Origin of the sequence: Pseudomonas sp. PvP001, from assembly GCF_040546375.1 — a bacterium.
Classification (GTDB): Bacteria; Pseudomonadota; Gammaproteobacteria; order Pseudomonadales; family Pseudomonadaceae; genus Aquipseudomonas; species Aquipseudomonas coleopterorum.
The window spans coordinates 1,901,457-1,923,331 of sequence record NZ_JBEPNQ010000001.1 but is presented as its reverse complement, the minus strand read 5'-3'; the positions used below and the strand labels follow the sequence as shown (position 1 = coordinate 1,923,331).

General features: G+C 64.7%; 15 protein-coding genes and 2 pseudogenes. 7 read left to right on the top strand and 10 right to left on the bottom strand.

What is annotated here, in order from left to right; genetic code table 11:
- Positions 1-38: 38 nt before the first annotated feature.
- Entirely contained in the window at positions 39-1,040 is a 1,002-nt protein-coding gene (locus ABMD26_RS22175; RefSeq protein ID WP_502948337.1) for a methyl-accepting chemotaxis protein, read from the bottom strand.
- A 1,227-nt stretch (positions 1,041-2,267) separates the two neighbouring features.
- On the opposite strand from ABMD26_RS22175, the gene ABMD26_RS08815 reads away from it, so the two are divergent.
- From ABMD26_RS08815 to ABMD26_RS08795, 5 genes and pseudogenes are all read left to right on the top strand, one after another.
- Positions 2,268-3,338 carry a DUF2333 family protein gene (locus ABMD26_RS08815; RefSeq protein ID WP_090355994.1) on the top strand — a complete coding sequence of 357 codons (1,071 nt, stop codon included), beginning with the start codon at positions 2,268-2,270 and terminating at the stop codon, positions 3,336-3,338.
- A 4-nt stretch (positions 3,339-3,342) separates the two neighbouring features.
- A complete protein-coding gene (locus ABMD26_RS08810; RefSeq protein WP_090355997.1) occupies positions 3,343-3,885 on the top strand; it encodes an NUDIX hydrolase in 543 nt (180 codons plus the stop codon).
- Positions 3,886-4,092: 207 nt separating this feature from the next.
- Entirely contained in the window at positions 4,093-4,464 is a 372-nt protein-coding gene (locus ABMD26_RS08805) for a translation initiation factor Sui1 (RefSeq protein ID WP_090361957.1), read from the top strand.
- Between the two features lie 132 nt (positions 4,465-4,596).
- Positions 4,597-6,510, top strand: a complete 1,914-nt coding sequence (gene speA / locus ABMD26_RS08800; RefSeq protein ID WP_134722999.1) for an arginine decarboxylase — start codon at positions 4,597-4,599, stop codon at positions 6,508-6,510.
- A gap of 3 nt (positions 6,511-6,513) precedes the next feature.
- Positions 6,514-7,372, top strand: a pseudogene (locus ABMD26_RS08795) (alpha/beta hydrolase).
- Between the two features lie 97 nt (positions 7,373-7,469).
- Here ABMD26_RS08795 and ABMD26_RS08790 read toward each other — a convergent pair.
- Positions 7,470-8,807 (bottom strand): MATE family efflux transporter, encoded by a 1,338-nt coding sequence (locus ABMD26_RS08790; RefSeq protein WP_354309101.1) that lies wholly within the window; start codon positions 8,805-8,807, stop codon positions 7,470-7,472.
- Positions 8,808-8,951: 144 nt separating this feature from the next.
- On the opposite strand from ABMD26_RS08790, the pseudogene ABMD26_RS08785 reads away from it, so the two are divergent.
- A pseudogene (locus ABMD26_RS08785) lies at positions 8,952-13,855 on the top strand (alpha-2-macroglobulin family protein).
- Positions 13,856-13,903: 48 nt separating this feature from the next.
- On the opposite strand, the gene ABMD26_RS08780 reads toward ABMD26_RS08785, so the two are convergent.
- Positions 13,904-14,197: a hypothetical protein gene (locus ABMD26_RS08780; protein ID WP_043190966.1), complete on the bottom strand. Its 294-nt coding sequence runs from the start codon at positions 14,195-14,197 to the stop codon at positions 13,904-13,906.
- Positions 14,198-14,346: 149 nt separating this feature from the next.
- Here ABMD26_RS08780 and pbpC point away from each other — a divergent pair, with 149 nt between their 5' ends.
- Positions 14,347-16,668, top strand: coding sequence for a peptidoglycan glycosyltransferase PbpC (gene pbpC, locus ABMD26_RS08775; protein WP_354311813.1), 2,322 nt, complete (start codon positions 14,347-14,349; stop codon positions 16,666-16,668).
- Positions 16,669-16,676: 8 nt separating this feature from the next.
- Here the strand turns inward: pbpC and ABMD26_RS08770 are convergent, their stop codons facing one another.
- The 7 genes from ABMD26_RS08770 to ABMD26_RS08740 all read right to left on the bottom strand — a co-directional run bounded on the left by ABMD26_RS08770 (position 16,677) and on the right by ABMD26_RS08740 (position 21,806).
- Positions 16,677-17,147: a prepilin peptidase gene (locus ABMD26_RS08770; protein WP_056844329.1), complete on the bottom strand. Its 471-nt coding sequence runs from the start codon at positions 17,145-17,147 to the stop codon at positions 16,677-16,679.
- A 124-nt stretch (positions 17,148-17,271) separates the two neighbouring features.
- Positions 17,272-17,835: a DUF4136 domain-containing protein gene (locus tag ABMD26_RS08765; protein WP_122744060.1), complete on the bottom strand. Its 564-nt coding sequence runs from the start codon at positions 17,833-17,835 to the stop codon at positions 17,272-17,274.
- An 18-nt stretch (positions 17,836-17,853) separates the two neighbouring features.
- On the bottom strand, positions 17,854-18,471 hold the full coding sequence (locus tag ABMD26_RS08760; RefSeq protein ID WP_354309098.1) for a DUF4136 domain-containing protein: 618 nt from the start codon (positions 18,469-18,471) through the stop codon (positions 17,854-17,856).
- A 20-nt stretch (positions 18,472-18,491) separates the two neighbouring features.
- Positions 18,492-19,241 (bottom strand): methyltransferase, encoded by a 750-nt coding sequence (locus ABMD26_RS08755; RefSeq protein ID WP_354309096.1) that lies wholly within the window; start codon positions 19,239-19,241, stop codon positions 18,492-18,494.
- Positions 19,238-19,543, bottom strand: a complete 306-nt coding sequence (locus tag ABMD26_RS08750; protein ID WP_122480292.1) for a MazG-like family protein — start codon at positions 19,541-19,543, stop codon at positions 19,238-19,240. Before ABMD26_RS08750 ends, ABMD26_RS08755 begins: the two co-directional genes overlap by 4 nt.
- 54 nt (positions 19,544-19,597) lie before the next feature.
- On the bottom strand, positions 19,598-20,464 hold the full coding sequence (locus ABMD26_RS08745) for a MaoC family dehydratase (RefSeq protein WP_192069154.1): 867 nt from the start codon (positions 20,462-20,464) through the stop codon (positions 19,598-19,600).
- Position 20,465: 1 nt separating this feature from the next.
- Complete coding sequence (locus ABMD26_RS08740; protein WP_192069153.1) at positions 20,466-21,806, bottom strand: 3-oxoacyl-ACP reductase; 1,341 nt, start codon at positions 21,804-21,806, stop codon at positions 20,466-20,468.
- Positions 21,807-21,875 lie beyond the last annotated feature (69 nt).

The window sequence follows — 21,875 nt, the reverse complement described above, 5'->3', positions numbered from 1 at the left end:
GTCGTCTGGATAGGGTCGCCCGGACAGGGTCGCCCGCACTAGACCCTGAACGCCTGGACCGCCGTGCGCAACTCGCCCCCCAGTTGCAACAGATGCTCGCCTTGAGCCCGTCCCTGGCCAATGAGTTGCAGGTTGTCTTCACCCAAGCCATGAATGCGCTCGCCGTGCTCGCGAATCTCGCCGACCGCGTCACTTTGCTGTGCAGTCGAGTCGGCGATGCGCACGGCGGTGTCGGAGATGGTCTGGATCGCCGTGACGATCTGCGTCAGGGCACCGTCCGCCGCCTCGGCTTGACTCGCCGTGGCCTGGGCATGAACCACTTGCGCGCGGATACCCTGCACGGAGTCCCTTGCAACCGTCTGCAGGCCGGCAATCAAGGTCTGGATTTGATGGGTCGCCCCGGTCGTGCGCGACGCCAGCGAACGCACCTCTTCGGCCACCACCGCGAAACCGCGACCCATCTCGCCGGCACGGGCCGCCTCGATCGCGGCATTGAGGGCGAGCAGGTTGGTCTGGTCGGCGATCGAGCGAATCACGGTCAGCACCTCGCCGATGGTGGCCGACTCCTCGGCGAGCTGTTCGATCATCTGCGCGTTGCCCTGCACCTCACCCACCAGCGCATGCAGGCCCCTCAGGCTCTGCCCGATGACCTGCTGACCATGCTCCACCGCATCACCCGCCAGGCGGCTGGCCGCTGCAGCCTGACTGGCGTCACCGGCCACCTGGCCGATGGTCGCTTCCAGCTCGCCCAGTGCATCGCGGATCTGCGCCGTGTCCCCGGCCTGGCGCAGCGCCCCTTGGTGCAAGCCGCCACTGAGCTCGGCGAGCTGATGGCTGCTGCCGGCCACCTGCTCGGCGTTCTGGCGAATGGTGCCGACCAACTCGACCAGATACAGACGCAGGCGATTGAGTGAGGCTTCGATGGCCTGCAATTCATGGTTGGTCCGGCCCAGGGCAATGGGCCGGGCGAAGTCTCCCTCGGCCCAGGTCGACAGCGCTGGATCCAGACGGGTCAGCACGCCCGCCAGACGGCGTTGCATGCGGTCGATGAGCAGCGCGATCAGCAGAATAAGACCGATCATGGCCCCTTGCAGCAGTCGCACTTCACCCTGGATTCGAGCGTGCTGGCTGCGCACGCCGGGTTCCAGCGCCCCCAGGCCCTGCTGGACCGCGCCGATGCGTTGCTGCGCGGCCTCGGCCAGCTCGGTCCGACGCAGGATCAGTTCACGGGTACGGCTCAGTTCGGCCGGATAGCGCGTCAGCAGACCGGCCAGCTCGCGCTTGAGGTCCACGCCGTCATCCTGAGTGGCCGTGGTGCTTTCATTCTGCAACCCCATCAATGAAGCGAAATCATCGGCACTCGACGCGCTGGTGCTGGAAACGCCCAGCAGCGGCAAGCCTTCCAGGGTGGTGGCCTGGGTCCTGATGCCGGCCAGTTCGCGCTCCACGTCGGCGGCCAGCTCGCTGCGCCCGCTGCTGATCATCTTCTCCCGTGCCAGGGTCAGTTTGGCCAGTTGCTGGCTGGCGCCCAGCAGCGTTGCCTGATAAGCGTCGTTGCCCTGTGAATACCGGGCCAACTGCTCCAGCGTGCCGCCCAGTTCGCGTTCGGCCTGCACCAGCAGCGCCTGTGGGTCCCCCGCCAGCTTGCCGGCGGCCAGCAGTTGCTCGGCGGTGAACGTCCCCAGCGCATCCACTTCCTGCAGCAAGGGGCCGGTGAGCTCTGCCGGCAGCCCGGTGATGCCTTCACGCAGCCGGGTCAAGGCCTGGGTGGCTTCGGCATGGCGCAGCGCGTCACCACTGTTCAGGTAATCCTGGACGTTGCGCACGACTTCATCCTGGAACTGACGTGACAGTTGCAGGTAGCGCTCCATCAGCAGATAAGGCTGCTCCAGGGCCCTTTGCGACCACCACAGGGTCGCTGCCAGTGCGATGCACACGGCAACCAGCAACAACGTGTTCAGATTGGTGAGCAGCTTCAGGCGCATGGGGCACTACCAACAGCGAAATGGTCAGTGCGTGAAGGTATGGCCGATCTGTTACAGGCTCGTGACGTGAGCGTTAAAAAGATGGCACATGGCTTTCATCGTCGATCGGCACTTGGCCCCGGTCTGACACATCCGGATGCCTTTGCCGCGGCTGCAGCCTGCTTGTGCATCCTTTATAGTGCCGTTGCGCTATCTCACCTGGAAAACTTTGCCCGTAGGAGGCACGTTAGCCTAGTGACGAGGTCAGAACCCATGAATTCCGCGATAGAAAGGACATAAGCCATGCTGGACTGGAAGAATCGTGCGGGCACAGGCGATGCGCGCGAGCGTGCCGACACCAGTGGCGGCTCACGCAGGCCCTTCAAAAGCCTGCTCCTGAGCAAGGCGGTACTGGGCGCACTGGCCATCTATCTGGTCGTGACCCTGTTGCTGGGTTGGTACTGGAGCGAAGAGCCCGAACTGTTCCCGGTGCAGCAGAATGCCCAGGCGGCCGCTCAGCGTGACGGGCGCCAGATGGTGGTGGGCTACACCACGGTGGAAACCCTCAAGACCGTGGCTTCCACACTGCTGAACAAGCCCGGTGGCTACATTTCCAACGACCGTTTTCCACCCGGCCTGTGGATGGACAACATGCCTAGCTGGGAATACGGCGTGCTGGTGCAGGTGCGTGACCTGAGCCGCGCGTTGCGCAAGGACTTCGCCCGTTCGCAGTCGCAGTCGGCCGAAGACGGCGATCTGGCTCGCGCAGAGCCGCGTTTCAATTTCGACAACAAGAGCTGGGTGCTGCCCTCCAGCGAATCGGAGTTTCAGGAAGGCATCAACCTGCTGACGCGCTACCAGAATCGCCTGTCCGATCCGAGCCAGACCAACGCGCTGTTCTACACCCGCGCCGATAACCTGAACAACTGGCTGGGCGACGTCGGTACCCGCCTGGGTTCGCTGTCGCAACGCCTGTCGGCCAGTGTCGGTCGCGTCAAGCTCAACACCACCCTCAAGACTGAAAGCGTGATTGCCGGCCAGGCACCACAGGTGGACGAAGAAATCGTCGAAACCCCGTGGATGCAGATCGATAACGTCTTCTACGAGGCTCGCGGTCAGGCCTGGGCGCTGTCGCACCTGCTGCGCGCCATCGAAGTCGATTTCGCCGACGTGCTGGCCAAGAAGAACGCAACGGTGAGCGTGCGCCAGATCATCCGCGAACTGGAAGCCTCTCAGGCACCGGTCTGGAGCCCGATGATTCTCAACGGCAGCGGTTTCGGCATGTGGGCCAACCACTCGCTGGTCATGGCCAACTACATCTCGCGGGCCAACGCCGCAGTGATCGACCTGCGCCAGCTGCTGTCGCAGGGCTGAGGACATGCCGATCTCGACCCAGGAGGTCGAACATCGCGCAGCGTCCGATGCCGAGTCGATTGCCTGGGTCGATGAGTCCGACCGCCTGCTGGGAACCCTGCCCAGGGCCGAGCTGCGTGAACGTGGGCTGATCGGCCGGGGGACCTATATCCTTCTGTTCAATAGCGAGGGCGAGCTGTGCGTTCATCGCCGCACGCTGAGCAAGGCGATCTATCCAGGCTACTGGGACGTGGCTGCCGGTGGCATGGTGCAGGGCGACGAAACCTATGCCGAGTCGGCCGCACGCGAGCTTGAAGAGGAACTGGGCGTGAGTGGTGTCGAATTGACCGCTCACGAGCAGTTTTTCTTCGATCAGCCGGGCAACCGCGTCTGGTGCGCCGTGTTCTCGGCTGTCTGGGATGGGCCACTGGAGCTGCAACCCGAGGAGGTCCTCGAAGCGCGCTTCATGCCTGTACAACAGGCCCTCGACGAGAGCGCCACGGAACCGTATTGCCCCGACTCGGTGGCAGCACTGTTGCGCTTTCTGGCTTGCCGCGACAACGCCTGACAGCAGCCGTACCGCACCGATCCCCGAGCGCGCCTGTTTCACGTAGGAGCGGTCATCGGCCGCGAAAAAGCACTGCGCAACCCCTGACACCCCGCACTCTTCCATGAAATCCGCGCAACCTCGGCAATTGCTTCCCTCAGGCCCTTAGCACACACCCCGTTTCCCGCTAAACTGCGCGGCCTGATCCACTTCACATGAGGCATGCCGGTGGCCAAGAAAGCCGCATCCTTCGCCGCCCTGGGCGGCCTGGTGTTCTCTACCGACAGCGGTCGGCATTGTCCCGACTGCCGTCAGCCCATCGACGCCTGTACCTGCAAGCAAACGGCCGTGCCCGAAGGCGACGGCATTGCTCGCGTGCGTCGAGAAAGCAAAGGGCGTGGCGGCAAGACCGTGACCACCATCACCGGCGTACCACTGCCAGCCGATGCCCTCAAGGAATTGGCGACCACCCTCAAGCGCCGCTGCGGCACGGGTGGCGCGCTCAAAGAAGGCGTCATCGAGATCCAGGGCGACCATGTCGAGCTGCTGCTTGCCGAGCTGGTCAAGCAAGGCTTCAAGGCGCGCAAATCCGGTGGCTGAGCCATACGCCTTGTAAACTTGAGGTACTCGCCGGGGTCTACCTCTGCAGGCGCAGCAACCGTCATCTTTACCCTCTACACTGCGCAGGGCCTGACGGCCCGTGACAACCGACTTTTTTCATAGGGGACCTCGATGTCCGTACGACGCACACGCAAAGACGATGGCAGCCAATGGACCGTGGCCGACAGCCGCAGCGTTTATGGCATTCGCCACTGGGGCGCGGGCTATTTCGCCATCAACGAGGCCGGCCGTGTCGAGGTTCGTCCAAACGGCCCGGACAGCTCGCCGATCGATCTTTACGAACAGGTCGACCACCTGCGCAAGAGCGGCCTGTCGCTGCCGCTGCTGGTTCGTTTCCCCGACATCCTGCAAGACCGCGTGCGCCAGCTGACCGGGGCCTTCGATGCCAACATCGCCCGCCTCGAATACCAGAATCGCTACACCGCGCTGTACCCGATCAAGGTCAACCAGCAGGAAGCGGTGGTGGAAAACATCATCGCCACCCAGGACGTCTCGATCGGCCTGGAAGCCGGTTCCAAGCCCGAGCTGCTGGCCGTGCTGGCTCTGGCGCCGAAAGGCGGGACCATCGTCTGCAACGGCTACAAGGACCGCGAGTTCATTCGTCTTGCCCTGATCGGCCAGAAGTTGGGCCACAACGTCTTCATCGTCATCGAGAAAGAGTCCGAAGTGGCGCTGGTCATCGAGGAAGCGGCCGACCTCAAGGTCAAGCCGCAGATCGGCCTGCGCGTGCGTCTGTCGTCCCTGGCTTCGAGCAAGTGGGCCGATACCGGCGGTGAAAAATCCAAGTTCGGCCTGTCCGCCGCGCAGCTGCTGTCGGTGGTCGAGCGCTTCCGCGAAGCCGGGGTCGATCAAGGCATTCGCCTGCTGCATTTCCACATGGGTTCGCAGATCGCCAACCTGGCGGACTACCAGCACGGCTTCAAGGAAGCGATCCGTTACTACGGCGAGCTGCGCGCGCTCGGCCTGCCGGTCGATCACATCGACGTGGGCGGCGGTCTGGGGGTCGACTACGACGGTACCCATTCGCGCAACGCCAGCTCGATCAACTACGACATGGACGACTACGCCGGTGTCGTGGTGGGCATGCTCAAGGAATTCTGCGATGCCCAGGGCATGCCGCATCCGCACATCTTTTCGGAAAGCGGCCGCTCGCTGACCGCGCACCACGCCATGCTGGTGGTGCAGGTCACCGACGTCGAACGTCACAACGACGAAGTCCCCGAGATCGTCGACAAGCAGAACCTGCCCGAAACCCTGCAGTGGCTGGTCGATCTGCTCGGTCCGACCGACATCGAGATGGTCACCGAGAACTACTGGCGCGCCACGCACTACATCAGTGACATCGCTGCGCAGTACGCCGATGGCAAGGTGACCTTGGCGCAGAAAGCTTTAGCCGAACAGTGCTACTTCGCCGTGTGCCGTCGCCTGCACAACTCGCTCAAGGCCCGCCAGCGTTCCCATCGCCAGGTACTGGACGAACTCAACGACAAGCTCGCCGACAAGTACATCTGCAACTTCTCGGTGTTCCAGAGCCTGCCCGATACCTGGGCCATCGGCCAGGTGCTGCCGATCCTGCCGCTGCATCGTCTCGACGAAGAACCGCTGCGTCGCGCCGTGCTGCAGGACCTGACCTGCGACTCCGACGGCAAGATCAAGCAGTACGTGGATGAGCAAAGCATCGAGACCAGCCTGCCGGTACACGCCGTCAACCAGGGTGAGGATTACCTGCTGGGCATCTTCCTGGTCGGCGCGTACCAGGAAATCCTCGGCGACATGCACAACCTGTTCGGTGACACCGATTCGGTGAACATCTATCAGCGTCAGGATGGCAGCGTGTACAGCGCCGGTATCGAAACCCATGACACCATCGAAGACATGCTGCGCTATGTGCACCTGTCCCCCGAAGAGCTGATGACCCATTACCGCGACAAGGTCGCCAGTGCCAAGATCACTGCGCGCGAACGCACCCAGTACCTGGACGCCCTGCGCCTGGGCCTGACCCGTTCTTCGTACCTGTCCTCGTAACGCATGGGCCTGGCTGCCCGGTTGCTCGCCCTCGCTGCCCTGCTGGGGCTGCTGGGCGGCTGCTCCGGGTTGCGCACCCTGGATGTCGTGACGCCGTCCAGTGGTTACCAGCTCACTGAGGGGGTGGCCTACGGCGTCGATCCGCGTCAGAAGCTGGACGTCTATCGTCCCACTCGACCACTGCCGGCCACACCGGTGGTGGTTTTTTTCTATGGGGGCACCTGGAACAGCGGCGAGCGAGGCGACTATCGTTTCGTCGCCCAGGCGCTGGCCGTTCGCGGCATTCTGGTGGTGGTCGCCGACTACCGTCATTTACCCGCAGGTGCGCTATCCCAGCTTCATCGAAGACGGCGCCGATGCCGTTGCCTGGACCTATCGAAACATCGCTCGGTACGGTGGCGACGTTCGCCGTCTGTTCGTGATGGGCCACAGCTCCGGCGGCTACAACGCGGCCATGCTTGCCCTCGATCCGCAGTGGCTGCGTAAGGCCCGCGTGCCCGCCAGCGCGCTACGCGGCTGGATCGGCCTGGCCGGCCCCTATGATTTCCTGCCGATCGAGAATCCCGAGGCCAAGCCGGTATTCTTCTTCCCCGATTCACCGCCCCAATCGCAACCCATCAACCAGCCTCTGGCCGGCTCGCCTCCGGCGTTGCTCATCGCCGCGACCCATGACTCGACCGTGGACCCGGTACGCAACAGCGAAAACCTTGCCCACCGACTGCGCCTGGCCGGCGTCCCGGTGCAGGAACGCTATTATCGCCGACCGGACCATCGCACCCTGGTCGCCTCATTCGTCTGGCCCCTGCGCTGGCTGGCACCGGTGGTGGACGAAGTGGCCCGCTTCGTCACAACCCACCCTTGAGGGAGCCGCTTCTCTATGGGCGCAGGCTCTCTGTGGGAGCGGGTTCTCTGTGGAAGCGGGTTCTACCCGCGAAAGGGCCCCGACAAGCGACCCATAACTAAGACACCCACTCATCCCTGCGCTGCAACCGCCACGCAATCCACCCCAGCGTCACCGCCCGCAGCATCATGAACAGCAGGAAACTGATCCACAGGCCATGATTCCCAAACCCGGTGCTCCACCAGCCGATCGGCAACATCACCACCACACTGACCAGCATCGCATTGCGCATCTCCCGCGCCCGCGTTGCACCAATGAACAGGCCGTCCAGCAGATAGCTCCCCACCGCAATCAGCGGCAGCACGGCCAGGTAGGGCAGGAACGGATAGGCCGCCTCACGGACACTGGGAATATCGGTCTGCAGATTGACGAACACATGCCCACCGAGCAGAAACAGCACGGCAAACCCGCTGCTGGCGATCAACGACCAGCCAAAGGACACCACCAGCGAACGGCGCAGCGTTTGCCGATCGCGCGCACCAATGGCGTGCCCGCACAACGCTTCGACCGCATGGGCCAGGCCGTCCAGCGCATAGGCGGTGATGAGCAGACCGTTGAGCAGCAGCGCATTGGCGGCCACAGTGGCGTCGCCGAAGCGCGCGCCCTGGATGGTGATCAGCAGGAAGACCCCGGACAGCGCCAGACTGCGCAGAAAGATATCGCGGTTGACGCCCAACAGCGGCTGCCAGTTGTGCCACGACTGCAATGCTGTCCACACCAGATGCCCCGGATAGGCGCGCAGGGACGGACGGGTGAGGGCCAGGCCGAGCAGGGCGCCAACCCATTCGGCAATCACTGACGCACGCGCCGAGCCCAGGACGCCCCAGTCCAGGCCGAGCACGAACCACAGGTTCAGGGCGATGTTGACCACGTTGGTGGTCAGCAGCAGTTGCAACGGCGCGCGGGCATTCTGGGTGCCGAGGAACCAGCCGATCAGGGCGTAGCTGGCCAGCGCGGCAGGCAGCCCCAACAGGCGCGTCTGGAAAAAGTCATGGGTGGCTTGCTCCAGTGCCGCGGACGGCGACATGAAGCTCAGGGCGAGGTGGCTGAAGGGCAGGGCCAACATCGACAGCAGCAGGAAAAACAGCAGCCCCAGGCTCAGGCCCTGCACGAGGATCTGGCGCAGCGCGTCACCGTCGCGGCGCCCGGCCGCCTGCGCGGCGAAACCGGTGGTGCCCATGCGCAGGAAACTCATCAGCGACACCATGAACGTAAACAGGCTGCCGCCCACGGCCACTGCGCCCAACTGGTGAGCGTGGGGCAGATGGCCGATCACGGCGCTGTCCACCAGCGTCACCAGCGGGACCGACAGGTTGGACAGAATCATCGGCGCGGCCAGGGCCCAGACGTTCTTGTGGGTGAGGCGATGGCGCCAGTCGGTCAGTAGGGTAGACATGCAAGCTCCGCATTCGGGGCGGGGATTGTAGCCCACACTCGCAACACCACGGCACAGTTGTCTCAACCGGTAACCCTGCCTACGAAAACGTCAATATTGATATATATTCTCAGCCTTGCTTTTCACTGCCCCAGGTACCTTACATTGAACAAAGGACTGTTTCTGGCCTGCGCACTGGCCCTGCTCGGCGGGTGCGATTCATCGACCTCGGAAAAACCCGTCGAGCCCGCGCCGCCGGTGGCTGCAACGGCTGCGCCCAAGCCTGCGGCCAGCGTCGATCTGCCTGCCCTGGCGAAGCGCTACGAAGGCCGTGAGCTGACCGTCGCCGATGCCTCGGAAATTCAGCTCGACGGCGCCAGCACCCTCTCGGTGACTTTCTCCGCACCGCTGGATCCCAAGCAGAACTTCGCCGACAAGGTTCACCTGGTCGACAGCACCCGAGGCACACTGGACGGCGCATGGGAACTGTCCGACAACCTGATGGAGCTGCGCTTTCGCCATCTGGAGCCCAAGCGCAAACTGGTGCTGACGGTCGATGCCGGCCTGCTCTCGGTGAACCAGGGCACCTTGGCCAGTGCGTACAGCAGTAGCCTGGAAACCCGGGACCTGCAACCCACGGTGGGCTTCGCCAGCCGCGGCTCGCTGTTGCCCACCCGACTGGCCGAAGGCTTGCCGGTGATTGCGCTGAACGTCGACAAGGTCGATGTCGAATTCTTCCGCATACGGCCCGAGCAACTGCCGGCCTTTCTCAGTCGCTGGGGCCGCAACAGCAGCCTGCAAAGCTATGAATCCCGCGAGCTGTTGCCCATGGCCGAACTGGTCTTCGGCGGTCGCTTCAATCTCGACCCGGCGGCCAATACCCGCGAGACCCTGCTGCTGCCCATCGGCGGTATCAAGCCACTGCAGCAGCCAGGCGTCTACCTGGCGGTGATGCGTGCCTCGGGCACCTACGACTATGCCCAGCCGGCGACGCTGTTCACGCTGAGCGACATCGGCCTGTCCGTGCATCGCTACGCCGACCGCATGGACGTATTCACCCAAGCCCTGGAAGGCGGCAAGGCCCTGGGCGACGTCAGTCTGCAGTTGCTTGACGGCAAGGGCCGCACGATCGGCGAAGGCAAGACCGACGCCGCTGGACATGCCGAACTGCCCTTGCCGGTGAAAGCCGAGGTGCTGCTGGCACACCAGGGCGAGCAGACCAGCCTGCTGCGGCTGAACACCGCTGCCCTGGATCTGGCCGAGTTCGACATCGCCGGGCCCAAGGCACATCCGTTGCAGTTTTTCGTCTTCGGTCCGCGCGACCTCTACCGCCCTGGCGAAACCGTGCTGCTCAACGCCTTGCTGCGCGACAACGACGGCCACCCGGTCAAGCCGCAACCGGTGAGCGTCGAGGTCCGCCGGCCGGACGACCAGCTCAGCCGCAAATTCGTCTGGCAACCGGACGATGCGGGCTTCTATCGCTATCAACTGCCACTGGCAGGCGAAGCCCCGACCGGGCGCTGGCAACTGCTGTTCGACCTGGGCGACGGCAAGCCTCAGGTCTATGAATTCCAGGTGGAAGACTTCCTCCCCGAGCGCCTGGCCCTGGACCTCAAGGGCCAGGACACGCCTATCGCACCTGTCGATACGCTGGATGTCGACGTAACCGGCCGCTATCTGTACGGCGCTCCGGCCTCGGGCAATCGGCTGAGCGGCCAGTTGTACGTGCGTCCGCTGCGCGAAGCGGTCCCTGCGCTGCCGGGTTTCCAGTTCGGCTCTTTGACCGAAGGCGAACTCAGTCAGGATCTGGAGATTGATGAAACCCCCCTCGATGCACAGGGCAAGGCGAACCTCGCCATCGACAGCCGCTGGAGTGACGCCAAGTCGCCCCTGCAACTGGTGCTGCAAGCCAGCCTGCAGGAATCCGGTGGTCGTCCCATCACGCGCCGGCTGGTGCAGCCGGTCTGGCCCGCTGACCGGCTGCCCGGCGTGCGCGGCATGTTCGACGGCGAGAACGTCGACGGTGACGGGCCGGCCGAGTTCGAGTTGCTGGTCGCCGACGCTCAAGGCCACAAGCTCGCGGCCGATGGGCTCAAGGTACGGCTGGTGCGCGAGCGCCGCGACTATTACTGGAATTATTCAGAGAGCGACGGCTGGAGCTACAACTACAACGAGACATACCTGAACCTCAGCGAGGAAACAGTCTCGGTCGCCGAAGGCGGTACGACCAAGGTCAGTTTCCCCGTGGAGTGGGGGCCCTATCGCGTCGAGGTCGAAGACCCACAAACCGGTCTGGTCAGCAGCCTGCGTTTCTGGGCCGGCTACAGCTGGCAGGACAACACCGAAGGCGGCGCGGTACGCCCGGACCAGGTCAAGCTGGCACTGGACAAGCCCCACTACAGTGATGGCGACACCGCCAGGGTGACGGTGACGCCACCGGCTGCCGGCAATGGCTATCTGTTGGTGGAATCTGCCGAAGGCCCCTTGTTCTGGCAGGAAATCGACGTGCCCGCCGAGGGCAGGACCTTCGACATCTAAGGTCGATCCGAAATGGGCCCGGCATGATCTCTACATCAGCGCGCTGGTGATTCGCCCCGGCGAACGCAAGGCCAACGTCACCCCCAAGCGTGCGGTCGGCCTGCTGCACCTGCCGCTCGATCGCGCTGCGCGCAAGTTGGCGCTGACCCTCGACGCGCCCTCGACCATGCGTCCCCAGCAGCCGCTCACGGTCAAGGTGCAGGCGCGCAACAGCGACGGCAGTATCCCGCGTCAGGCTCACGTGCTGCTGGCTGCGGTGGACGTGGGTATCCTCAATATCACCCAGTACGCCACGCCGGATCCTTTTGCCGCCTTGTTCGGTCGCAAGGGCTACGGTGCCGACCAGTTGGACATCTACGGCCAGCTGATCGAGGCGGGGCAGGGGCGGCTCGCCAGTCTGGCCTTCGGTGGCGATGCCGCCAACCTGGCCAAGGGCGGCAAGCGTCCACAGACCAGCGTCAATATCGTGGCCCTGCAAAGTGCCCCCGTGACGCTGAACGAGCAGGGCGAAGGGCAACTGACCCTCGATATCCCCGACTTCAACGGCGAGCTGCGGGTGATGGCGCAAGCCTGGACCGAAGATCGCTTCGGCATGGCCGAGGCCAAGACCGTTGTCGCCGCGCCCCTGGTCGCAGAGCTGTCCGCGCCGCGCTTCCTTGCTGGCGGCGACCAGGCGCGCGTTGCACTCGACATCACCAACCTGACCGAACGATCACAGACCCTGACCGTGCAGTTGAACACCGAAGGCCCGTTGACCCTGCTGGACGCCCCCCGCAAGCAGTTGCAATTGGCCAAGGGCGAGCGTCGGACGCTGCACGTGCCGGTGCAAGCCTCGGGCGGGTTGGGCCAGGGGCACATCAAGGTGCTGATCGAAGGCCTCGACCTGCCTGGTGAAACCTTGCCACCCATCACTCGGGACTGGACCCTGGGCGTGCGTCCTGCCTACCCCGCCCTGGTCAGGCATCTGCGCAGCGTGCTCAAGGATCAACCCTGGACGCTGCCGGCCGGTGCCCTGTCACCCTTCGAATCCGCAGGACGAGAGGCGCTGCTGACTCTGTCGAGTCGGCCGCCGCTGAACATCGGCGAGCAGATCAAGGCGCTCAGGGCGTATCCCTATGGCTGCCTGGAGCAGACCGTCAGTGGCCTGTACCCGTCGCTGTACTCCGATGCCGCCAGCCTGAAGAAGCTGGGTGTGGAGAGCGATACGGATGCCGAGCGCAAACGCAAGATGGACATCGGCATCGAACGGCTGCTGGGCATGCAGCGCTACAACGGCAGCTTCGGGCTGTGGGGCGCGGATGGCGAGGAGGAATACTGGCTGACGGCCTATGTGACCGACTTCCTGCTGCGCGCCCGCGATCAAGGCTACGCCGTACCCCCGGAGCCGTTGAAGAAGGCCAATGAGCGGCTGCTGCGCTACCTGCAGGAGCGCGACCTGATCGAGGCCGACTACAGCGACAACCTGGAACACACCCGCTTCGCGGTTCAGGCGTATGCCTGGTCTGGTGCTCGCGCGCAGCCAACAGGCGCCGTTGGGCGCGCTGCGCAGCCTGTTCGACAGGCGCAGCGATGCACGCTCGGGTTTGCCTCTGGTGCAGTTGGCGATCGCCCTGCAGAAGATGGGTGACCAGCCGCGCGCCGATCAGGCGCTGCAAGCCGGTCTGGCGGCCAGTCGCAGCGATGCTGACTGGCTCGGCGACTACGGCAGCCCGCTGCGCGACCAGGCCCTGGTACTCGCCTTGCTGCAGGAGAATGACCTGAGCAAAGCGACGCTCGAAGAGCGTCTGTTCACTCTCTCTGACCTGCTCGCCAGCAGCAGCTGGCTCTCCACCCAGGAGCGCAATGCCCTGTATCTGGCCGGTCGCACGGCACTGGCTTCGCCCCAGCAACCCTGGTCCGCCCAGCTGCAAAGTGCCGGTACCAGCCACGCGCTGACTGACGCCCAGCCGGCGCTGAAGCTGGCCGACGGCGCGCTGTCCGAGCCGCTCACCGTCACCAGCCAGACGCAAAAGCCGCTGTACCAGCAGTTGACGTTGTCGGGCTATCCGGCACAGCCACCGGCGCCCTCTGCAGACAACCTGTCGATCCGTCGCCAATACCTGAGCCTGGACGGCGAGCCGCTCAAGCTCGACGCCCTCAAGAGCGGTGATCTGGTGCTGGTGCATCTGGTCGTGGGCGCCAAGCAGCGTGTAGCGGATGCATTGGTGGTGGATCTGCTGCCCGCCGGCCTGGAAATCGAGAATCAGAATCTGGCGCAAAGTGCCGCCAGCCTGGACGACGCCAGCAGCAACGTCAGGCAGTGGCGCGAATCGATGCAGAACGCCAGCCTGCAGCATCAGGAGTTTCGCGATGACCGCTACGTGGCGGCGCTCAAACTCGATGGTTATGGCAGCACGCACCTGCTGTACCTGGCTCGTGCAGTGACCCCCGGTACCTACAAGGTCCCGCCGCCGCAGGTGGAATCGATGTACCGGCCAGGCTGGCATGCGGTCGGCGCTACGCCAGCGGATCTTACGGTTCGGCCCAGGTGACCGTGTGCAAGGGCAGCCGCTGGCTGCCTTTGCCATTCGCCAGAGGGTTTACTGAATGATCCAGCTCAGCAACCAAAGGCCCAACACGGCCCAGATGACACCCATGATAATCGACGCACGCATGAACGCTCGGACAGCGGAATACAGAAACAGCAGGCCCACGATCAGGGCCGCGATGGTGACGATGTTGGTGTCCATGCCCAAGGTCCGCGACAGGCCGTCGACGAAGTTGCCTCCTGCGTTGCCGAGCAGGCTGAACAGCCAGCTCAGGCTGTCGACCACCCAGCGGATGATGGCGCCCAGGGCCTGTCCCAACCACTCGAAAAAGCCTTCTACATGCATAGCTGCGTCCTGATTCGGTTAGTGGCATTCACGCCATTGTGCCCCCTTTGGCCATGCGCCAGCGAACCAAGTTCCCGACAGCGCCAGCAAGGTTGGCGCACTTGATCCGCAGCATTCTCGTTTTTCCGAAGTCGCCTCGACGTAGATTCATTCGCCGCGCGCTGTTGGCGCTTGGTGTACCGATGGTGCTCCTGTGGCTGGCCGATCGGCTCTGGCCGCTGCCGTTGCCACAGGATGACCTGGCGCGCGTGGTGCTGGCCGAGGACGGTACACCGCTGTGGCGCTTCGCCGATGCCGAGGGCGTGTGGCGCTATCCGACCAGCGTGGAGCAGGTGTCGCCCTATTATCTGGAAGCCTTGCTGACCTACGAAGACCGCTGGTTCTACGAGCATCCAGGTATCAATCCGCTGGCGCTGGTGCGCGCGGCCTGGCTCAACCTCAGCGGTGGGCGGGTGCTTTCGGGCGGCAGTACGTTATCGATGCAGGTGGCACGGCTGCTCGATCCGCATTCGCGGACCCTCTCCGGCAAGCTGCACCAGTTATGGCGAACCGCGCAATTGGAGTGGCACCTGAGCAAGAGGCAGATCCTGACGCTGTACCTGGATCGCGCACCGTTCGGTGGCACCCTGCAAGGCGTGGCGGCAGCCAGTTGGGCGTATCTGGGCAAGCCGCCCGCGCAGCTCACCCGCAGCGAAGCCACCTTGCTGGCGGTGCTGCCCCAGGCGCCGAGCCGCCTGCGTCCTGACCGGCATCCGCAACTGGCGCAGGCCGCTCGCGATAAAGTGCTGCAACGCATGGCCGACCAAGGTGTGTGGCCCGCCGCTCAAGTACGCGAAGCGCAACAGGAGCCCTTGTTGCTGGCCCCGCGGCAGGAACCGGCATTGGCCCCGTTGCTGGCTCGGCGCCTGAACCGCAGCGACAGCCCGCCGCTCATCCACACCCTGATCGACGCCAGCCTGCAGCGGCGTCTCGAAGACCTGCTCCTGGGCTGGCGTGCACGTCTGCCGGAGCGCACGTCGGCGGCGATTCTGGTGGTGGATGCCCAGACCATGGCCGTGCGTGCCTACCTGGGCTCGGTGGACCTTGCCGATGCACGGCGCTTTGGTCATGTCGACATGGTCAGCGCCATCCGCTCGCCAGGTTCCACGCTCAAGCCGTTTCTCTATGGCATGGCCTTGGATGCCGGATTGATTCACTCCGAATCGCTGTTGCAGGATGTCCCGCGACGGTACGGGGACTACCGGCCCGGCAACTTCTCTGCGGGGTTCAGCGGTCCGGTCGCGGCCAGCTCGGCGTTGTCCCTCTCGCTCAACCTGCCCGCCGTGCAATTGCTCGAAGCGTTGGGTCCCAAACGCTTTGCCGCGCAGTTGCGCAACGGTGGCCTGAACCTGAGCTGGCCGCTGGCCGCCGAGCCCAATCTGGCCATGGTCCTGGGCGGCGTGGGCAGTCGGCTCGACGATCTGGTCGCCGCCTACAGTGCCTTCGCGCGCAGCGGCAACAGCGCCGTCCTGCGCTGGCAGCCACAGGATGCATTGCGCGAGCGACCCATGATGTCGGCAGGTGCCGCCTGGATCGTGCGGCGTATCCTCAGCGGTCAGGCCCGGCCGGATCAGGACCGGCACGCCGACCTGGTCCAGCGTCCCGCGCTGGCCTGGAAGACCGGCACCAGCTACGGCTTTCGCGATGCCTGGTCGATAGGTGTCGGGCCGCGCTATCTGATCGGTGTGTGGATCGGTCGGCCCGATGGCACCCCGGTACCCGGCCAATTCGGTCTGGCCTCGGCCGCGCCATTGATGTTGCAGGTCCACGATGTGCTGAGCAATCGCGATGCACAGCGGGCCATTGCCGCGCCGGTCCAGCCCATGCCCGCCAGCGTCGGCGTCGCCGCGATCTGCTGGCCTCAGGGGCAACCCCTGGATCGAGGTGACCCCAACTGCCGCCGCCAACGCTTTGCCTGGACCCTGGACAACACGGTCCCGCCTACCCTCCAGGCATTGGATCAGCCCCTTGGCACCGGTTTGCTGCAACAGGTCTGGCTTTCGCCGCAGGGACTGCGAACCAGCGCCTCCTGCCCGGATGCCCAGGCGCGATCCATCGCATTGTGGCCTGCCGCTCTCGAACCCTGGTTACCCAAAGTCGAGCGCCGGCAAATGCGTTTGCCCCAGGAAGACCCGCAGTGCCCGGCACCTCCTTTGCCGTCCATGGCAGCGCTGTCCATCGTCGGTGCTCGCAACGGCGACCGCCTGCGCCAGCCATCGCCCAGCAGCGGTCCCTTGCGGCTGCAGCTCTCCACGCTCGGCGGGCAGGGGCCGTATTGGTGGTTCATCAATGGCAAGCCTCCAGGGAATGTCGCCGAAGACGGCAGCCTGAACGCCGTGTTCGAGCGGCCGGGTCGGTATCAGGTCAGTGTGCTGGATGAAGCGGGGCAAACGGCCAAAGTCGAACTGACCGTGTCGGATCAGGGCTTTTGAAAAAGCAATCAGCTCAGCCAGAACAGCGTCATCACGAAACCGGCGAGCAAGAAGGGGGTAAGGGGCAGCACGGTCGCTGCATTGGGGTCCAGATAGACCGCCTTGCGCCGGTAGCGAATGCTCAGGCGCTGCCAGATCAGCGGCGTGACGAACACCCACAGCACCAGGGCCACGATGCCACCGATGAGGGTTCCGACCAGATGGCTGCTGTCCGAAGCCAGAGCCAGGGCCCAGAGCAGCTTGACCTCACCACAGCTCAGGCGGCCGTTGAGGTAGCCGGGTAACGTCAACGCCATGCTCAACACCAGCGCCGCTGCCGCTTCCACCATGCTCGATCCGATCCAGGTGTGCCCGGTGGAAAACAGGCACGCCAGCGCCAGCACCCCCGCGCCGACGGTCAAGGTATCGGCGATGCGCCTGTGCCGAATATCCTGCTCGGCGCACAGGGTAAACCAGAGGAGAAGAACGAGACTTGGCATGGCAGCACCCGCTTGAGTACGACAGTGGATCACTTCTGAAACAGGCCTTCTGCTTTCAGATTAGACGCCTCGCGCACGACGAAGGGGTGACTGCAGACTTTTTTTCTCTGGCAGGCTGAGCCGCTCAGCGGGGCGGGTAGGTGGAGAGGATGTCGCTCACCGCTTTCTGGATGACACTGTTGCGTTCACTCGGCGACACGGCACTGTCGTTGACCAGTTGCTCGGTGCTGCCGCGCCACACCAGCTTGCCATCGCGTCCATCGAGCATGTCCAACTGCAAGGTCGCGACCTTGTAATCGATGCTGCGGGTTTCATTCATGGCTGGCGTGGCCCAGTACGGCCCCCAGTAGCCACCGCCCCAGCCACCCCCGTAGTTGGTGGTGACCTGCTGCTGGCGGTTATCGACGATCAGGTACGCCTGCACGGTCACGTCGGCACGGCCACCGGCGGCGGCCGGCCGCAGACCTCGCTGGTCGAGCTGACTGCTGACGGCTTGGCGAATGCGCTGCTCGGTCAGGTCGCTGCGCACCCGCGGATCGTCCGGCCGGTATTGCACGGCCGGCTCTTTCCAGGTCCAGCTGCGGTAGGCCGCAAAGTCGCGGCTGGCATCGAAATCGTGATTGACCCGAGGGGTTTGGCACGCGGCCAGCAACAACGCCAGGGGTAGAACGGCAAGACGACGCAACATGATGAAATCTCCTGTGGATCAGGAAGGAGGATAAGCCGTGAGCGCCTTTTGTACCGCGTTGCGTAACGCCTCGTTACGATCGCTCAGGCTGCCCTGGCTGCTGGTTTCAGCACTCGCGCTCCAGACAGGCTGGCCGCTCTTGCCGTCGAACAGGTCGATGCGCACCACCATGACCTGAATCTGGTAGGTGCGCACCACCGGATAACTGCCGTAACCGCCGAAGCGATCATAGCGATCGTACGGCCCGTAACCGCGTCCATAGCCGGCACCGTAGCCGACGTCGTCACGAGTCTGTTGCAGGCGCGTCTCCATGCGCAGGCTGGTGCCGACCCGCAGATCGGCAGTGCCGCCTCCGCGCTGAGGACGCAGGCCACGCTGGTCGAGGGCATTGCTCACAGCCTCGGCGATCTGCGCAGAATCCGCCCAACTTATCCCGGCCGGCAACTGTCCGTTGACCCAGGCCCAATTGCGGTACTGGGCATAGTCACGCGCAGGCGCGGGGTAGGCACTGGCGTCGAAGGTCTGCGCGGCCTGCGCCGGTGCCGGCGGCAACGGTCTGGAACTGGCCACATAGGGATTGGGGCTCTGGCAGGCCGCCAGGGCCAGACAAACAGCGCAAAGTGACAGGCGACGCATGGCAGTCTCCGAAATACCGATCAGGCGGGGCGGCAGATCCAGTGCAGGTAACGGCCCAGACCGGCGAATGCCGGATGCCGCCGATGGGCAAGCTCCATTTCCACCAGTTGTTCCAGGTCGGCCCGCTTCTGGAAGTCGATGGGCATGTAGTCGTGAAACACCCGCACACCGCTCATGGATTCGACACGCCACGCGCCCTCAAGTTGCGCGGCCAGCTCGCGCGGGTCCAGCGGCTGCTGGGGCGTCAGGCTCTGCTTCTCGCCGGCCAGCTCATTGCTGTGCAGCTTGCGGAAGTGCCCTTTGAGCAGGTTGCGGTAAACCAGCGCATCGCGATTGTAGAACGCCAGCGACAGCCAGCCATTGGCGGCGGTCAGCGAATGCAGCACCGGCAGAATGGCGTGCGGCTCGGCCAGCCACTCCAGCACCGCATGGCAGATCACCAGGTCGAAGGCGGGCAGCTCCAGTTCGGGCAACTGCTGCCAGGACGCCTGGATGAAGATGGCGCTCTGGCCTGCGGCGGCGAAGCGCTCGCGAGCGCCATCGAGCATCGGTTCGGCCGGTTCGCTCAGGGTGACCTGATGACCTTGCTCGGCCAGCCACAAGGCCATGTGGCCCAGGCCGCCGCCGACATCCAGCACCCGCAGAGGACGCTGCGGCAAGGCCTCGCGCAGGTCGGCCTGAAGCACGGCGAGTCGAATCGCACCCTTGGCGCCGCCATAGATCTTTTCGGCGAAACGGGTCGCCAGTTGATCGAAATGGCGATCGTTCATCGCGCGAACCGCCGCTCGCTGTCGGCCAGCTTGGCGCGTACCACCTGATCCATGTCCAGACCCAGTTCGCTGCACAGCAGCAACAGGTACAGCACCACATCGCCGACCTCCTGGCCTGCGTGTTCGAGTTGCTCGGCCGAAAGTTGTCGCGACTGGTCTTCGGTCAGCCACTGGAAGATCTCCAGCAGTTCGGACATCTCGACGCTGGCCGCCATGGCCAGGTTTTTCGGGCTGTGAAAGCGCCGCCAATCGTTGTTTTCGCGAATCTGGTGCAGGCGTTGGGTAAGTGCGTCTAGGTTCATTGCAAAGCTCCTGAAGGCGCATAGCTTCAAGCCGAACTTTGCCGAACGCAATAGCTACAGGGTCGCCGGGCCCCAGGTTCCGCTCATGTGCAACAGATCGTCGCGACCGTGCAACGCCAGCTGTCCACTCGGGCCCGCCGCGCTGGCGCTGAAAATCAACTCGCTGGGCAGGCGCACCGGCTTGTGAAACGCCACCTCCAGTTGGTAGTTGCTCTGCGGCAAGCGCTCGCGCAGGGCGGCCACGCTCTGCGCCAGGCTCCACATGCCGTGGGCGATGGCGGTGGGAAAGCCGAACAGGCGTGCGCTCAGCGCACTGAGGTGAATCGGGTTGTAATCCCCCGATACCCGCGCATAGCGCCGCCCGGTGTCGGCGGCGGCGTACCAGCGATGCACCGCGACCAATGCGGATTGGGGCTCTTGAGCATCCGTCTGCACAGGGTTTGGCAAACCGTCGATCTTTGCCTGGCGACACAGCATCGTGCTGTGTTCCTGCCAGAGCGGGCCCAGGGGGTCATCGACCTGGGTCACCAGATCGAACGTCACGCCTTTCTCGTGGGCCTGCAGATTCTGCGCGTGTACGCTGACCCGCACGCCGGCGACGCCGCCCAGTGGGCGCAACACCTGGATGCGATTGCGCAAATGCACCAGCCCCAGCACTGGAAAAGGAAAACGCTTGTCGGTCAGCAGGCGCATCTGCAGGGCGAACGCCAGGACATGCGGGTAAGTGGCGGGGAGCATGCCGCCTTCGCCGAACCCGCACAGCTCGCGATAGGCCGCCAGGTGCCTTGGGTCGGCCGACAGATTGCAGCGCAGGCCCAGATCGGGCAGGTGCTCGCCGGTGATCTTGCGATTGAGCGCAGCTTTCAGATAGGCGCGGGGTAGGTCGGGGTTGCGTGGCAAGGTCTGCCAGTGGATCGCCATGTCAGGCCCCCAGGATGCTTTGGCCGCACACGCGCAGCACTTGCCCATTCACGGCGCCACTGCCTGGCTGCGCCAGCCAGGCGACGGCCTCGGCGACGTCCTGCGGCTGTCCGCCCTGGCCCAGCGAGCTCATGCGTCGACCCGCCTCGCGCAGGGCGAAGGGCATCTGTGCGGTCATGCCGGTTTCGATGAAGCCGGGCGCTACGGCGTTGATGGTCGCACCCCGGGTGGCCAGCCTGGGCGCGAATGCCTCGGCCAGGCCGATCAGCCCGGCCTTGCTTGCCGCGTAGTTGCTTTGCCCGCGGTTGCCGGCAATGCCCGAGGTCGAAGAGAGCAGTATCACCCGACCGTCGTCACGCAACGTGCCGCGATCGAACAGCGCCTGGGTCAGGCGTTGCGGCGCGAGCAGATTGACGGCAAGCACCGAGTCCCAGTACTCGGGCGTCATGTTGACCAAGGTCTTGTCGCGCGTGATGCCCGCGTTGTGCACGACGATATCGATCCCTTCCGGCAGCGCCTCGATCAGCCGCTCGGCCGCGTCGCTGGCGCAGATGTCCAGATCGATCGTACGGCCTCCCAGTCGCGCCGCCAGCGCTTCCAGATCGGCACGCGCCTGGGGTACGTCGAGCAGGATCACGTCGGCACCGTCGCGGGCCAGGGTTTCGGCGATCGAAGCACCGATGCCGCGCGCAGCGCCCGTGACCAAAGCCTTGCGGCCTGCCAGCGGCCGCGTCCAGTCGCTGACCTGACGCGTGCTGGCCCGTAACGACAGCACCTGGCCCGACACGAACGCGCTTTTTGGCGAGAGAAAGAAGCGCAGGGCGCCTTCCAGTTGTTCGTCCGCTTCGGGAGCCACGTGGAGCAACTGCAAGGTGCCGCCGTTGCGCAGTTCCTTGGCCAACGATCGGCTGAAACCTTCCACGGCGCGCTGGGCGATGTGGGCTTCGGGGTCATCCAGATCGCGAGGCTCGCGCCCCAGGATGACGATATGCGCATTGTGGTCCAGGCTCTTGATCAGCGGCTGGAAGAACTCGCGCAAGCGCGCCAGCTGAGTGCTGTCGACGATTCCACTGGCATCGAACACCACCGCTTTGATGCGAGGACCCAACCCTGCAGTCCAGTCCGGCAGGCCGGCGGCACCGAAGGCCGTATCGGTGAGGCGCCGGGCGAAGTCGGCAACCTTGTCGGCCAGCGCCCCGCCGCCCAGCAGCAGGGCGCCTTCCACCGGTCGCAGCCGTCCGCCTTGCCAGCGCTCCAGGCGTGCCGGGGCCGGCAGGCCGACGGCACTCACCAGGCGGCGGCCCAGGTCAGAGTTGACGAAGTCGATATATCGATCGGACATGGAACAGGCTCCGGGTCAAAGAGTTCAAAGTGTGGACCACGGCAAGGCCCGCGTCGTTCGCCTGGGCCC